Raw genomic sequence first — 13076 nt, 5'->3', positions numbered from 1 at the left:
GCCGCGCCTGCCGTGCCGGTCGAGGCGCTGCCGCCGGCACCCGAGGCCGCCCCACCCGCGCCCGAGGCGCCCGTCGACGTTCCCGAGACCGCGCCGGCGCCGCCCATGAACTTCCTGCCCGACCCGCCGTTCGCCGGACACCCGGTGGACCAGGTGCCAGCGCAACTGCCGCCTCCCAGCTCGGCGCCTGCGGGCGCGGGCCCGCTGCTGCCCAACCAGGGGTACGTGCCCGCAGTACCGGAGAAGAAGCCCGGCATCCTCACGCGCATCAAGGAACGCCTCGGCATCGGCAATCCGGATCCCCTGGTGCCGTCCTCACCGCCCTTCTCGCTCCCGCAGGGTTAGCCGCAGGTGGGTGCCGAGAGGTCGCCGGGTGCCGCCGGTCCCGGCGTCGCCCGAGACGCGCTGCGCATGGCGCTGCGCGTCGGGATCATCGCCGCGGTCGTCGGGGCGGTCGTCGCCGTCGAGCTGACGTCGCGCTCCGGCGTGGCGTGGCGGCTGATCACCTTCACCTATCAGGCCAACGTCCTCGCCGCCGCGTACTACGCCTGGACCCTGGTGTCGCCCGCGGCCGACGTGCGCCACGGTCTGCGCGGCGCCGTCGTGCTCTACACCGCGGTCGCCGGCCTGGTGTGGAACCTGTTCCTCACCGGCCACAGCATGGGCTACACGCCGGCGAACTTCCTGCTGCACGTCGTGGTTCCCGCGCTGGCACTGGCCGACTGGGTGCTGATCCGGCCCGCGGCGACAGGCGTCGGCTGGCGGCAACCGCTGCTGTGGCTTGGTTATCCGGCCGCGTACGGCATCGCGGCGTTGCTGGTTCTCAACGCGCTGGGGCGTCGCGCCCCCTACTACTTCCTGGACCCGGCGACCGTGGGGGCGCAGGCGGTCGCGCTCAACTGCCTGCTGCTGCTCGGCGGCTTCCTGGTGCTGGGCTATGCCCTGGTGGCGGTGGTCCGCCCGCGCACCGGATGATCAGCCGTGCTGCAGCCGGTGCGCGGCGCGGCGATGGGCGCGCAGCGTCTCCGGCACGTCGACGGTGACCAGTTCGCCGTCGCGCACCACGAACCGGCCGCCGACGATGGTGTGCCAGGCGGTCGCCGGGCCGCCGTGCATCAGGCCGGACACCACGTCGTCGAGCACCCCCGCGTACGGCAGCGTGTCCATCCGCCACACCGACACGTCGGCGTTGGCGCCCAGGCTCAGCTGACCGATCTCGCCGGTGCGGCCCAGCGCCGCGGCGCCGCCCCGCGTCGCCATGCGCAGGGCGTCGCGTGCCGTCATCGCCGAGGCGCGGCCCTCCCGCTGTCTGCCGAGCAGCATGGCCATCTTCGTCTCGAGCCACAGGGACTGGTGATCGGCGGCCGTCGCGCCGTCGCATCCGATGCCGACGTGTACCCCGGCGTCCAGCATGGCGCGGATCGGCGGGGGACCGCCGGGCAATCCGCCGTCGATCACGGTCATGCTCGGGCAGTGGGCCACGGCGACACCGGCGCGCGCCAGCCCGGTGATCTCGGCGGGGTTCGGGTAGACCACGTGCGCGAACCACGTCCGCTCGGTCAGCCAGCCCAGGTCTTCGAAGACCTGCAGCGGCCGGGCGCCGAAGTGGGCGGCGACGAACGCCTCCTCGTCGGGGTCGTCGGCCACGTGGCTGTGCAGACGCAGGTCGAACGACGCGGCGAAGGCCGCGGATTCGCGCATCGCGGTGGCCGACGAGCTCATCAGCGTGCTGGGTCCGACGCCGATGCGGACGTACGCGGCGGGCCCGGGATCGTGGTACAGCTCGACGAGCCTGCGGGTGTCGTCGAGCACGCCGTCGACGGTCTCGACGAGCCGAGGCGGGCAGATGGCGCCGTCGGCCTCGCCGAGCGTCATCGACCCGCGGACGGCGTGCAGCCGCAGACCCACGTCGAGCGCGGCGCGGATCTCGGCGTCGACGAGTTCGGGTTCGGGGTGCACGTAGAGGTGATCGGCGCTGGTGGTGCATCCGCTGAGCGCCAGCTCGGCCAGTCCGACCGTGGTGGACACGGCCACCGCGTCGGCGTCGAGCCGGCCCCACGCCGTGAAGTAGGCCCAGAACCAGTCGGTGAGGTTCTGCGCCTGCGCGCCTGCGGCGTAGCAGCGGGTGAGGTTCTGGTAAAGGTGCTGGTGGGCGTTGACCAACCCGGGCAGGACCAGACATCCACTGGCGTCGACGGTCTGGCGTGCCGGCGGCGGCGCGGTGCCGGCCCCGCCGAGGCCCACGATCACACCGTCGTCGACGGCCAGCCACCCCCCGCTGATCTCGGTGTCGGCCTCGTCGAACGTGCACAGCAGCAACGCATCTCGGATCAGCAGCGCGACGGGGGGCGATGACGAGTGCGCGGTCACGCGGTGCCCGGGTGCTGCTTGGCGTGGTCGTCGAGGACGCTCAGCGCGGCGCTGGTGGCCGCGGCGTGGTCGCGTCGGGCGATGGCGTCGAACAGCTGCTCGTGGAACTCGCCACGAGGATCGTCGGCGACGGCCATGCAATTGGTGCGCCGGACCGAATCCCGCAGTGACGCTTCGAAACTCTGATAGAGCCCGAACAGCAGGGTGTTCGCCGACGCGCGGGCGATGCCGAGGTGGAAGGCGACGTCGTGGTCGATGAACGCCTCGACGTCGGCTATCGCGACGGCCTCGCGGCGCCCGGTGAGTGCGGACTGCAGGGCGTCGAGGTCGGCCTGCGACCTGCGGTGCGCCGCCTCCCTGGCCGCCAGCACGTCGAGCGCGCGGCGCACGGCGAGGACCTCCGCCTCGTCGGCCGCGTCGAGGGCGTGTTGCAGGGCGACGGTCATCTCGTCCTCGGCGACCACGTAGGTGCCGTCCCCCTGGCGCGTCTCGAGTAGTCCCAGTTGCACCAGGGAGCGCACGGCTTCGCGCACCGACGGCCGGCTCACCCCGAAGGTCTCGACCAGGCGCGCCTCTGTGGGGATCTTGCTGCCGACGGGCCAGCGGCCCTCGCGGATCTCGTCGCGGAGGCGCGCCACCACCGCGTCTACCAGAGACACCCGGGAAATCTGCGTCATCGGTGTTCCTTCTCGTCGATCGGTGTGATAACCATATCATCTGACAAATTTTGTGGCGCCGCGCACATCGACGCGGCCGAAGAGAAATGCGGGTCCCGTGTCAGCAGCAGCAGCCACGTCCTCGACCATCACTGCGGCACCCCTGGTCGACGCGCACGTCCATCCCGACAAGTCCTCCTGGGGCGGCCCATGGCTGTCGCGCACGCAGGCACACGACCTGCGGGAGTTCATCGACAACGACGTCCGGACCCAGGCCGGCTACGCCCTGTCCGTCGAACAGCGGGCACTCAACGTGTTCCGCACCGCGATCGCCGCGGGCACCCGCGCCATGCGCGCACACGTCGACGTGGGCCCCGCGCAACGGCTGGCGAACGTCCACGGTGTCCGCGCCGCCGCCGCACGCGTGAGCGACGTGCTCGACGTGCAGATCGTCGCGTTCCCGCAGCAGGGCCTGCTCACCGCGCCCGGCACCCTCGACCTGCTCGACGCCGCCCTCGCCGAAGGCGCCGACGTGGTGGGCGGCATCGACCCTGGCGGCCTCGAACACGACGTGGACGGCCACCTCGACGCGGTGTTCGGGCTGGCCGCCAAGCACGGTGTCGACGTCGACGTGCACCTGCACGACGGCGGCGCCGACGGTCTCGACCAGACCCGGCGGATCGCGGCGCGCGGCGTCGCCGAGGGCATGGGGGACCGGGTCACCATCAGCCACGCCTTCGCCGTCGCGGCCGCCACCGGAGACGACCTGCGCGCCATCGCCGACGACCTCGCCGCCGCCGGAACGTGGCTGGTGACGTGCGCCCTCGGCGGTGACCCCGTACTGCCCGTGCGCTTCCTGCGGACCCGCGGCGTCAACGTGGCGGCAGGCAGCGACGGCATCCGCGACTCCTGGACACCGTTCGGCACCGCGAGCATGCTCGACCGGGCGCACCTGTTGGCCTACCGCACCGACGCGATGACCGACGCCGACCTCGAACTCGCCTACGACACCTGCTCCACCGCAGGCGCCGCGCTGCTCAGCCTCGACGTCGACCCCGGCGACCGCGTCGAATACCGTGGCGAGAGTCTGGCGCAGGTCGTCGTCGACCGCCCCGCACCCACCCGCGTCGTGCGGGCCGGCCGCGTGATCGCCGAGGCGGGTCGACTGCTCGACGAGGCCCGCGCATGAGATCGCCCTCGCGACACCGCATCCGGACCATCCTGGCCACCGCGACGGCCGCCGCCATGGCCGCCGTCATGGCCGCCGCGTGCTCGCTGCCCGGCGCCAATCCCTACGGCACGGCAATCGACCAGGACCAGCTGGTCACCACCACCCCCGCGGGCTCCGGCACCCTGGACACGCTGACGTGGAACCTGCCCTACGAGCCGCTGTCGCTGGACGCCATGCACTCGTTCAACTACGCCGAGAACACCGTCATCGCGAACATGTGCGAGTCGCTGCTGCGGCTGACCCCGGATCTCGCCACGGCGCCGGGGCTCGCGGTGCGCATGGACCAGCCCGACGCGCTGACCCAGGTGTACACGCTGCGCGACGACGTGAGGTTCTGGGACGGCACCCCCATGACCGCCGACGACGTGGCCTACAGCCTGGAGCGGCAACGCAATCCGGACAACGGATCGTACTTCGCCACCTACTACGGTCACGTGAAGTCGGTCGCCGCGACGGGCGCCCACCAGGTCACGGTCACGTTCACCCAACCCGACGCCATGTTCGCCCAGGCCATGGCGACCGCCGCGGGTGCGGTCACCCAGCGGGCGTTCACCGAGCGCGCGGGCGCGGACGTCGGCACGCCCCAGACCGGCGTGATGTGCACGGGCCCCTACCGGTTCGACGCCTGGCAGCCCGGCCGCGACCTGCGGATCACCCGCAACGACGACTACTGGGACCCGGCGCTGCGGCCGCGCGCCACCCACGTCGACTTCAGCTTCATCGCCGACGAGTCGACCGCGGTCAACGCCCTGCGCAGCGGCGCCGTCGACGGTCAGTTCTTCTACCTGCCGCCCGCCGGGCTCGTCCAACTGCGCAAGGACGACGGGCTGACCCTGGACTTCGGCAGGTCGCTGGTCTACTTCGCCCTGGTCACCGCGAATCCCGGCGGACCGCTCGCCGACGTTCGTGTGCGCCAAGCACTCTCGGCCATGATCGACCGCACGGCCATCGCGGGCGTGGTGCTGCAGGGCGCCGCACTGGCCGCGCCCACGCTCGCCGGGCCCGACTACTGGGGCTATGAGAAGCAGCGGTTCGCCGACGCGTACGCCGAGTACGGCACCGCGCCCGACGTCGAGCGGGCCAAGGCCCTGCTCGCCCAGGCCGGCCCCGTTGGCCCCATCACCATTGGCGTGCAGGGAAGTTCGGCCGTCCACGAACAGACCGCCAACGTCATCCAGGCGGCCGGCCGCAAGCTGGGCCTGGACATCCGCACCCGCGTCATCCCCGTCGAGCAATTCGGCAACCTGTACAACGACCCCACGGCCAGGGAGGGTCTCGACGCGTTCTTCACCACCTGGTACGGCAACTTCCCCGACCCGCTCGAGGCGTACGCCATGTTCGTCACCGGAGGGACCAACAACTTCGGGGGATACGACGCCGTCAGCGCTCAGGTGGACGCCGCCACCGCCGCGCTGAACCCGGCCGACCGCGCCCGGCGTGTGATCGACGTCCAACGGCGGGTCACCACCGACCTGCCGTGGACGCCGCTGGTGTACCTGCCGACCATCCTGGTGCAGAACGCCAGGATCTCGGGGGCCACCGCGTCGATCGCCTATCTCTACTACCCGTGGGCGGCGACGGTCGGAGGAAGGGACGTGACATCGAAATGACGCTGCTGCGTTATGTTCTCAAGCGGCTCGGGGGGCTGGTGCTGGTCCTGTTCGTCACCTCGCTCCTGGTGTTCGGGCTGCTGTACCTCGCCCCCGGGAGCCCGCTGTCGTTCATCCTCGGACCGCGGGGCGGCACCCCCGAGCAGATCGCCGCCGTGACCGCCAAGTACCACCTCGACGATCCGTTCTACGTCCGCTACGGGGCCTGGCTACTGGACCTGCTGCGCGGTGACCTCGGTCAGTCCATCGTCTACCGGCAGGACGTGTCGGACATGGTCGGTCACCGGGTGGGCACCACGGCGTTGCTCGTCGTGATCGCCGCGATCCTGATCGCCGTCGCAGGCGTCACCTTCGGCACCATCGCCGCGCTGCGCGGCGGCGCCGTCGGCGGGGTCATCACCACCGTGGCCGCCGTCGCGCTGTCCACGCCGGTGTTCGTCGTCGGCGTCGCGCTGATCAGCGTCTTCGCCGTCGCGCTCAACTGGTTCCCGGTATTCGGCAGCGGCACCGGCGGCCTGGACCGCGTACACCACCTGGTGTTGCCCGCCCTCGCGCTGAGCCTCGGCAGCATCGGCTACCTGACCCGCATCACCCGCGCCTCGGTCGACGAGGAACGCGGCCGCGAACACGTTCAGACGGCGCGGGCCAGGGCACTACCCCCCGCGGTCATCGTGCGCCGACACATCCTGCGCAATGCGCTGATCCCCATCACCACGGTGCTCGGGCTCACCGTCGCCTCCCTGATCGCCGGCGCCGTCGTCGTCGAGAACGTCTTCGCCATCGACGGTTTGGGCTCACTGCTGGTCAAGGCGATCCTGCAGCGCGACTTCGCCGTGGTGCAGGCCGTCGTCCTGGTCCTGGTGCTGGGCTTCGTCGTCGTCAACGCCGTCGTCGACGTCCTGTACACGTTCATCGACCCGCGCATCACCCTGGGGAGCAACCCGTGAGCCACGCCATGTCCCGTCCCGCCGGCCTCGCCTGGCCTTCACCGCGGGTGCGCCCCGGTGCCGTCACCGAGCGCCTCGGCGTGCTCGGCACCATCGCAGCCGTCGTCCTCGCCGTCGTCGTCGTGGCCGCCGTCCTCGCGCCGGTCGTCGCCCCTTACGACCCCAACGAACCCGACCTACTCAACGTGCTGAGCAACCCCAGTGCTGCGCACTGGTTCGGTACCGACGCGCTGGGACGCGACATCCTGTCCCGGCTCATCTGGGGCGCCCGGCTCACGCTCGCCGGCCCGGGCCTGGTGATCCTGGCCTCGACCGTGATCGGCACGACGCTGGCGCTGGTCGCGGCCTGGTGGGGCGGGCGGGTCGACACCGCGATCTCGTGGGTGCTCGACGTGCTGTTCGCCGTTCCGGGAATCGTGTTCGGCCTCATCGCCGTTGCCCTGTTCGGCCCCAGCTTCGGCACCGTCGTCGCCGGCCTCGTGATCGCCTACGTGCCCTACGTCGCCCGCGTGGTGCGCGGCGCCGCGCTGCGGGAACGCCGACTGCCCTACGTCTCGGCGGCGTGGCTGCAGGGCCAGCCGGGGTTCGCCATCGCCACCCGAGGGCTGCTGCCCAACCTGATGCCGCTCGTCGTCGCGCAAGCGGTGTCGTCACTCGGGTTCGCGGTGGTCGATCTGGCCGCCATCTCGTTCCTGGGTCTGGGCGTGCAACCGCCGACGGCCGACCTGGGCGCGATGGTCAAGAGTGGCTTCGACGGCGTGCTGCGGGGCTTCTTCTCCGAGTCCCAGGCCGCGGGATCGCTGATCGTGCTGATCGTCCTGTGCGTCACCGTGATCGGTGATCGCCTCATCGCCACCTCGAGGAGCCCCCGATGACCACACCGCTGCTGAACGTCCGCGGCCTCACCGTCGACGTACCCGGCAAGCGCACGACCCGGCGCGTCCTCCACGGCGTCGACCTGTGCGTCGCCGCGGGCGAGGCCGTGGCGCTGGTCGGCGAATCGGGGTCCGGCAAGTCGATCACCACGCGCGCGGTGATGCGCCTGTTGCCGGCCGGCTTCCGCGTCGGCGGTGCCATCGAGTACGACGGCACCGACGTGCTGACCATGAACGATGAACGGCTGCAACGCTTTCGCGGGCACGACGTCGGGATGATCTTTCAAGACCCGCGGGCCCACGTCAACCCGGTACACCGCGTCGGCGACTTCCTCACCGAGGCGTTGCGCACCACGCGCGGCGTACCCCGCGCCGAGGCCGAAGACCGGGCCGTCACCCTGCTCGGGGACGTCGGCGTGCGCAACGCCGGCACCCGCATGCGGCAGTATCCCCACCAGCTGTCGGGAGGTCTGCTGCAGCGCGTGCTGATCGCCTCGGTGCTGCTGGCCGAACCCACACTGCTGCTGGCCGACGAACCCACCACCGCGCTCGACGTCACCGCACAGTCCGACGTGCTCGCCATCATCGCCGAACAGCGCGAGCGTCGCGGTCTGGCACTGCTGTTCATCACCCACGACCTCGAGCTCGCCGCGGCCTGCTGCGACCGCATCGCGGTGATGTACGCCGGCGAGATCGTGGAACAGGGACCCGACGTCTACGACGATCCCCGGCACCCGTACACCGTCGAACTGTTGGGCGCGCGCCCCAGCATCGACCACCGCAGCGAGCGGCTGCCGGTGCTCACCTACGGCCGGACCGTACCGGCCCCGGCGGCAGCGGAGGTGCCGGCATGACCCCCGCCCCCGTGCTCGAGGTCTCCGGGCTGCGCAAGGAATATCCGTCGCCGACCCGTGGTGGCGACCCCATCGTCGCCGTCGCCGACGTCGCCTTCACCGTGGCGGAGGGGGAGTGCCTGGCCGTCGTCGGCGAATCCGGGTCCGGCAAGACCACCGTCGCCAAGCTCGTCGTGGGGCTCGAGACCCCGACGGCAGGCACCATCACCGTCGGCGGGACACGACGCACCACGGCGCCCACGCGGCACCGCGACCGCGTGCGGTGGGCCGGCGAGGTGCAGTACGTGTTCCAGGACCCGTACTCGTCGCTGAACCCGCGCCAACGGGTCGCCGACGTCATCGCGACGTCGGTGGGCATCCATCAGCCCGGTCTGCGAGGGCCGGGGCGCCGGGCCGCCGTGCGCGCCCTGCTCGACGACGTGGGCTTGGGTACCGAGTTCGAAGGTCGGCTGCCGTCGGAACTCTCCGGCGGCCAGCGGCAGCGGGTCGCGATCGCCCGCGCCCTGGCGGCCAACCCCCGGCTGGTGATCCTCGACGAGGCGGTGGCGGCCCTGGACGTGTCCATCCAGGCGCAGATCTTGAACCTGCTGAAGGACATCCGCGACCAGCGGCCCATCGGCTACCTGTTCATCACCCACGACCTGGCCGTGGTCAACCAGATCGCCGACCGCGTCGTGGTCATGGAACAGGGCGCGGCGGTCGAGCAGGGGCCCACGACCCAGGTCCTCACCCGGCCCGCCGCCGAGTACACCGCGGCCCTGATCGCGGCGGTGCCCCGCGCCGGTTGGCAACCGCGGCGCCGCTCCCGCCTGGCCGGGTGACGACACCTCGGCTAACACTTCGGCCGGTTTCGCCGAACTACCATGAGAGCGAATGCCGACCTCGGGAGGAACCGTGCAAAGGACCGTGCGACGCCTAGTTGCCGCATCGGGTGTGGCGATGTCCGTGGCGATGTGGGTGATGGCGGCGCCGGCCGCGGTCGGCAACGCCGCCGTCACCGACACCGCGGCCCACCTCGCGGTGCCGCCGGTGACCGAGGTCGTGCCGTCCTCCGGCGACGTCGTGGGGGTCGCCCACCCCGTCACGGTGACCTTCGCCGGCCCGGTCACCGACCGCGCGGCCGTCGAACGCGACGTGACGTTCTCCACGGGAACCCCGCGCGGGGAGTTCACCTGGCCCGCCGACGACGAACTGCGCTTCACGCCCAAGGACTTCTGGCCCGCGCACTCCACCGTCGCCCTGTCGGTGGGCGGCGCCAAGACCAGCTTCGAGACGGGTTCCGCGGTGGTCGGCGTCGCCGACCTGAGCGCACATACCTTCACCGTCAGCATCGACGGCGAGGTGGCGCGCCAGATGCCGGCGTCCATGGGCAAGCCGAAGTACCCCACACCCATCGGCACGTTCACCGCGCTGGAGAAGCAGCGCAGCGTCGTCATGGACTCCCGCACCATCGGCATCCCGCTGAGCGACCCCGAGGGCTACAAGCTCACCGCCGAGTACGCGGTCCGGGTCACCTGGGGTGGCGTGTACGTGCACTCGGCCCCGTGGTCGGTTGGGGCGCAAGGTAACTCGAATGTCAGTCACGGCTGCATCAACCTCAGCCCGGACAATGCCGCCTGGTACTTCGACACCGTGTCGGTGGGCGACCCCATCGTCGTCCAGGCCTAGCCGCGGGGTGCCGCCGCGGCACGCAGGGCAGCGGCGGTGGCGTCGTCGGCGGGCAGGAACGCCTCCACGCTGAGTTCTGCGGCCGTGAGGTCGAGCGCGGTGCCGAACGTGGTGACGGTGCTCAGGAACGCCCACTCGCCCCCGTCGGGGGCCTGCAGCCGCAGGGGCACCACCACGCCGCCCAGATCGGGCACCGCCTCCGCGCCGCCGGGGTAGGCCTCGATCTCGGCGAGCAGCGCCCCCAACTCGCGCGAGCCGCTGACGGTCACCTCACGTCGCAGTCGCCCGATGACGTGATGGCGCCACTGCGCCAGATTGCGGATGCGCGGCGCCAACCCCTCCGGGTGCAACGAGAGCCGCAGGGCGTTCGGCGTCTGCCGCAGATGATCGGCCACACCTGCCAGCAGCAGCGTGGTCGCGGTGTTGGTGGCCAGCACGTTCCAGTCGCGGTCGACGGCCAGGCACGGGTAGGGCTCGTAGGCGGCCAACACGCGCCGCAGTCCGTCACGGACCCCCGCCATGTCCGGATCGTCGAGTGAACGCTCGGCGTACGCCGGCGCCAGACCCGCCGCGAGCAGCAGTCGATTGCGGTCGCGCGGCGGCACGTCCATCGCGTCGGCCAGTTTGAGCACCATCGCTCGACTGGGCTTCGAGCGGCCCGTCTCGACGAAACTGACGTGGCGCGAGGACACGTCGGCGCGGATCGCCAGCTCCAACTGACTCAGCCGGCGCCGGCGGCGCCACTGCCGCAGCAGCGAGCCGAACGGCACGGCGGGGCAAGCCGGAGCGGTCACCTCGACAGTGTGTCGCGGACCGGCGGCCAAGACCACTACCTGCCGGGTAATCGACGCGGCTACCCGTGGGCGGCGAGGCTGGGAGGTGACCGGAGGAGGAGCCATGGCAAGACCCGCGCCCGTGCCGCATCCCGTCTCACCCGCGCCCCGTTGGCTGCACGCCGTGCTCAGATGCGATCGGGCCGGCTCGTCGTGGTACGTCGGGCTGGGGTTCTTCTTCGCGCCCGCCCTGGCGATCGTGTCACCGTGGCCGGGCCTGACCACGGTGCTGTGGGTGGCGATCGCGCTCGCCGGGTTGTGGCTCGGGCTCCTGGGGGTCGCCATGGCCGTGGGGCTGGCGATGGTGCTGCGGTCGAATCGCGAGATCCCCGAGGATCATTGGCGGTCGATCCTCGACTACCCCCGCACCTGACCGGCCGGCCGGCGGGTGGACCCCGCGTGCGACGCTCCCGTGTAGTCGACCTGCCAGTGCTTGATGCCGTTGAGCCACCCCGAACGCAGGCGCTGCGGCGCCGCCAGCGAGGTGATGTCGGGCATCGCGTCGGCGATGGCGTTGAACATCAAATCGATGGTCATGCGCGCCAGGCTGGTGCCGATGCAGTAGTGCGCCCCGGTACCGCCGAACCCGACGTGCGGATTGGGGTCGCGCAGGATGTCGAACCGGTAGGGCTCGTGGAACACGTCCTCGTCGAAGTTCGCCGCGCGGTACATCATCACCACGCGCTGACCCTTCTTGATCGGAACGCCCGACAGTTCGGTGTCGCGCAGCGCGGTGCGTTGGAACGAGGTGACCGGCGTCGCCCACCGCACGATCTCGTCGGCGGTGGTGGCCGGACGTTCGCGTTTGAACAACTCCCACTGGTCGGGGAAGTCGGTGAACGCCATCATCCCCTGGGTGATGGAATTGCGCGTGGTCTCGTTGCCGGCCACGGCCAGCAGCACCACGAAGAAGCCCAGTTCGTCGTCGGAGAGCTTGTGCCCCTCCACGTCGGCGTGCACCAGTGCGGAGACCAGGTCCTCGCCCGGGGTGTCGGCCCGTTCGGCGGCCAGCTTCATGCCGTAGGTGATCAGCTCCACCGACGCGCTGATGGCGTCGTTGTTGGCGAACTCGGGATCCATGTCGCCGACCATCTGGTTCGACCAGTGGAACAGCTTCATGCGGTCTTCCTGCGGCACTCCCATGAGCCCCGCGATGGCCTGCAGTGGCAGTTCGCACGACACCTGCTCCACGAAGTCGCCGGATCCCTCGGCGGCGGCCTTGGCGGCGATCTCCCTGGCGCGCTGGGCCAGGTCGTCGCGGAGTCGTTCGATGGCCCGGGGGGTGAAGGCCCGCGAGATGATCTTGCGCATGTGGGTGTGGTGCGGCGCATCCATGTTCAGCAGGACGAACTTGCCGGTGTCGATCTGCGCCTGCACGGTGCCGTCGGCGTACCGGGGCAGCGCGGTCTTCTCGAGGCTGGAGAAGACGTCGCTGCGCCGGGACACCTCCTTGACGTCGCGGTGCTTGGTCACCACCCAGAAGCCGCCGTCGCCGAAACCGCCGACGCCGTCGGGCTGCTCGTTCCACCAGATGGGCGCGACGCGCCGCATCTCGGCGAACTCCTCGACCGGCAGGCGCTGCGAGTAGACGTCCGGGTCGGTGAAGTCGAAACCGGGAGGGAGGTTCGGACTGGCCATGCGCGGCCCTCCTGACACGAGGCGATCTAGTGGCGTATCCGCATCGTTGCACTACAGGCAGCGGCCTCGCGGCGGGTTGACCAAAGTGGCAAGTGGAACGTGTTCCGGTCCCGTCGCCCGGCGGCTGCGCGGGCCGGTCGATGCGCACCGGTAACGAATCGCGGGTGATTGCGAAGTCATGGGTAGCGACATTCGCTTAACATGAGTCCCTGACGTAACACCTCGAGAGGCCCCGTGATGGTTGACGACGCACGTAGGTTTCTGACGGCCGCAGTGTGCGGCGCGTCTGGTCTGTTCGCGGCGCTGTGCCTGGCCGCCCCGGCACTGGCGGAACCGGTCGTTCCGGTGCCCGCGCCGCCGGCCCCCGGCCCGACGGCGACCGCCGTGCCCGCGC

The 13076-nt window shown here is 71.2% G+C and carries 13 protein-coding genes and 1 pseudogene; 10 read left to right on the top strand and 4 right to left on the bottom strand.

The features are described 5' to 3' along the window. Both AC30CM_RS25935 and AC30CM_RS25930 read left to right on the top strand, forming a co-directional pair. Positions 1 to 345: pseudogene (locus AC30CM_RS25935) on the top strand (DUF7159 family protein); the annotation flags it as partial. A 66-nt stretch (positions 346 to 411) separates the two neighbouring features. Next, positions 412 to 975 carry a Pr6Pr family membrane protein gene (locus AC30CM_RS25930; RefSeq protein ID WP_490119785.1) on the top strand — a complete coding sequence of 188 codons (564 nt, stop codon included), beginning with the start codon at positions 412 to 414 and terminating at the stop codon, positions 973 to 975. Here AC30CM_RS25930 and AC30CM_RS25925 read toward each other — a convergent pair whose 3' ends face one another. Further along, positions 976 to 2370, bottom strand: coding sequence for an amidohydrolase family protein (locus tag AC30CM_RS25925; protein ID WP_490119784.1), 1395 nt, complete (start codon positions 2368 to 2370; stop codon positions 976 to 978). It abuts the gene before it with no gap. Next, positions 2367 to 3029 (bottom strand): FadR/GntR family transcriptional regulator, encoded by a 663-nt coding sequence (locus AC30CM_RS25920; RefSeq protein WP_490119783.1) that lies wholly within the window; start codon positions 3027 to 3029, stop codon positions 2367 to 2369. Before AC30CM_RS25920 ends, AC30CM_RS25925 begins: the two co-directional genes overlap by 4 nt. 115 nt (positions 3030 to 3144) lie before the next feature. On the opposite strand from AC30CM_RS25920, the gene AC30CM_RS25915 reads away from it, so the two are divergent. The 7 genes from AC30CM_RS25915 (at position 3145) to AC30CM_RS25885 (ending at position 10211) form a co-directional block, all read left to right on the top strand. After that, positions 3145 to 4215 carry an amidohydrolase family protein gene (locus AC30CM_RS25915; protein ID WP_490119782.1) on the top strand — a complete coding sequence of 357 codons (1071 nt, stop codon included), beginning with the start codon at positions 3145 to 3147 and terminating at the stop codon, positions 4213 to 4215. Continuing rightward, on the top strand, positions 4212 to 5867 hold the full coding sequence (locus AC30CM_RS25910; protein ID WP_490119781.1) for an ABC transporter substrate-binding protein: 1656 nt from the start codon (positions 4212 to 4214) through the stop codon (positions 5865 to 5867). Before AC30CM_RS25915 ends, AC30CM_RS25910 begins: the two co-directional genes overlap by 4 nt. After that, entirely contained in the window at positions 5864 to 6814 is a 951-nt protein-coding gene (locus AC30CM_RS25905) for an ABC transporter permease (RefSeq protein ID WP_490119780.1), read from the top strand. The genes AC30CM_RS25910 and AC30CM_RS25905 overlap by 4 nt, the downstream gene beginning before the upstream one ends. After that, positions 6811 to 7689 (top strand): ABC transporter permease, encoded by an 879-nt coding sequence (locus AC30CM_RS25900; protein WP_490119779.1) that lies wholly within the window; start codon positions 6811 to 6813, stop codon positions 7687 to 7689. The genes AC30CM_RS25905 and AC30CM_RS25900 overlap by 4 nt, the downstream gene beginning before the upstream one ends. Continuing rightward, positions 7686 to 8543 (top strand): ABC transporter ATP-binding protein, encoded by an 858-nt coding sequence (locus AC30CM_RS25895; RefSeq protein WP_490119778.1) that lies wholly within the window; start codon positions 7686 to 7688, stop codon positions 8541 to 8543. Before AC30CM_RS25900 ends, AC30CM_RS25895 begins: the two co-directional genes overlap by 4 nt. Next, positions 8540 to 9364 (top strand): ABC transporter ATP-binding protein, encoded by an 825-nt coding sequence (locus AC30CM_RS25890; protein WP_490119777.1) that lies wholly within the window; start codon positions 8540 to 8542, stop codon positions 9362 to 9364. The genes AC30CM_RS25895 and AC30CM_RS25890 overlap by 4 nt, the downstream gene beginning before the upstream one ends. Positions 9365 to 9482: 118 nt before the next feature. Continuing rightward, positions 9483 to 10211, top strand: coding sequence for a L,D-transpeptidase (locus AC30CM_RS25885; protein WP_490119776.1), 729 nt, complete (start codon positions 9483 to 9485; stop codon positions 10209 to 10211). On the opposite strand, the gene AC30CM_RS25880 is transcribed toward AC30CM_RS25885, so the two are convergent. Next, positions 10208 to 11005 (bottom strand): helix-turn-helix domain-containing protein, encoded by a 798-nt coding sequence (locus AC30CM_RS25880; protein WP_490119775.1) that lies wholly within the window; start codon positions 11003 to 11005, stop codon positions 10208 to 10210. The two genes, AC30CM_RS25885 and AC30CM_RS25880, sit on opposite strands and share 4 nt — an antisense overlap. A 103-nt stretch (positions 11006 to 11108) precedes the next feature. Between AC30CM_RS25880 and AC30CM_RS25875 the strand changes: the two genes are divergently transcribed. Continuing rightward, positions 11109 to 11417 (top strand): hypothetical protein, encoded by a 309-nt coding sequence (locus AC30CM_RS25875; protein ID WP_490119774.1) that lies wholly within the window; start codon positions 11109 to 11111, stop codon positions 11415 to 11417. Here the strand turns inward: AC30CM_RS25875 and AC30CM_RS25870 are convergent. After that, a complete protein-coding gene (locus AC30CM_RS25870; RefSeq protein ID WP_490119773.1) occupies positions 11402 to 12682 on the bottom strand; it encodes a cytochrome P450 in 1281 nt (426 codons plus the stop codon). The two genes, AC30CM_RS25875 and AC30CM_RS25870, sit on opposite strands and share 16 nt — an antisense overlap. Positions 12683 to 13076 lie beyond the last annotated feature (394 nt).

This window comes from Mycobacterium sp. DHQP2018-32-09 (assembly GCF_058148405.1).
Note: the sequence above shows the minus strand (reverse complement) of the source record. Positions and strands in the feature narration are given on the sequence as shown.

Coding starts and splice junctions, on each gene's coding strand:
- AC30CM_RS25890 (WP_490119777.1), top strand. CDS start 8,540: ATGACCCCCGCCCCCGTGCTCGAGGTCTCCGGGCTGCGCAAGGAATAT.
- AC30CM_RS25930 (WP_490119785.1), top strand. CDS start 412: ATGGCGCTGCGCGTCGGGATCATCGCCGCGGTCGTCGGGGCGGTCGTC.
- AC30CM_RS25905 (WP_490119780.1), top strand. CDS start 5,864: ATGACGCTGCTGCGTTATGTTCTCAAGCGGCTCGGGGGGCTGGTGCTG.
- AC30CM_RS25875 (WP_490119774.1), top strand. CDS start 11,109: ATGGCAAGACCCGCGCCCGTGCCGCATCCCGTCTCACCCGCGCCCCGT.
- AC30CM_RS25910 (WP_490119781.1), top strand. CDS start 4,212: ATGAGATCGCCCTCGCGACACCGCATCCGGACCATCCTGGCCACCGCG.
- AC30CM_RS25885 (WP_490119776.1), top strand. CDS start 9,483: ATGTCCGTGGCGATGTGGGTGATGGCGGCGCCGGCCGCGGTCGGCAAC.
- AC30CM_RS25895 (WP_490119778.1), top strand. CDS start 7,686: ATGACCACACCGCTGCTGAACGTCCGCGGCCTCACCGTCGACGTACCC.
- AC30CM_RS25870 (WP_490119773.1), bottom strand. CDS start 12,682: ATGGCCAGTCCGAACCTCCCTCCCGGTTTCGACTTCACCGACCCGGAC.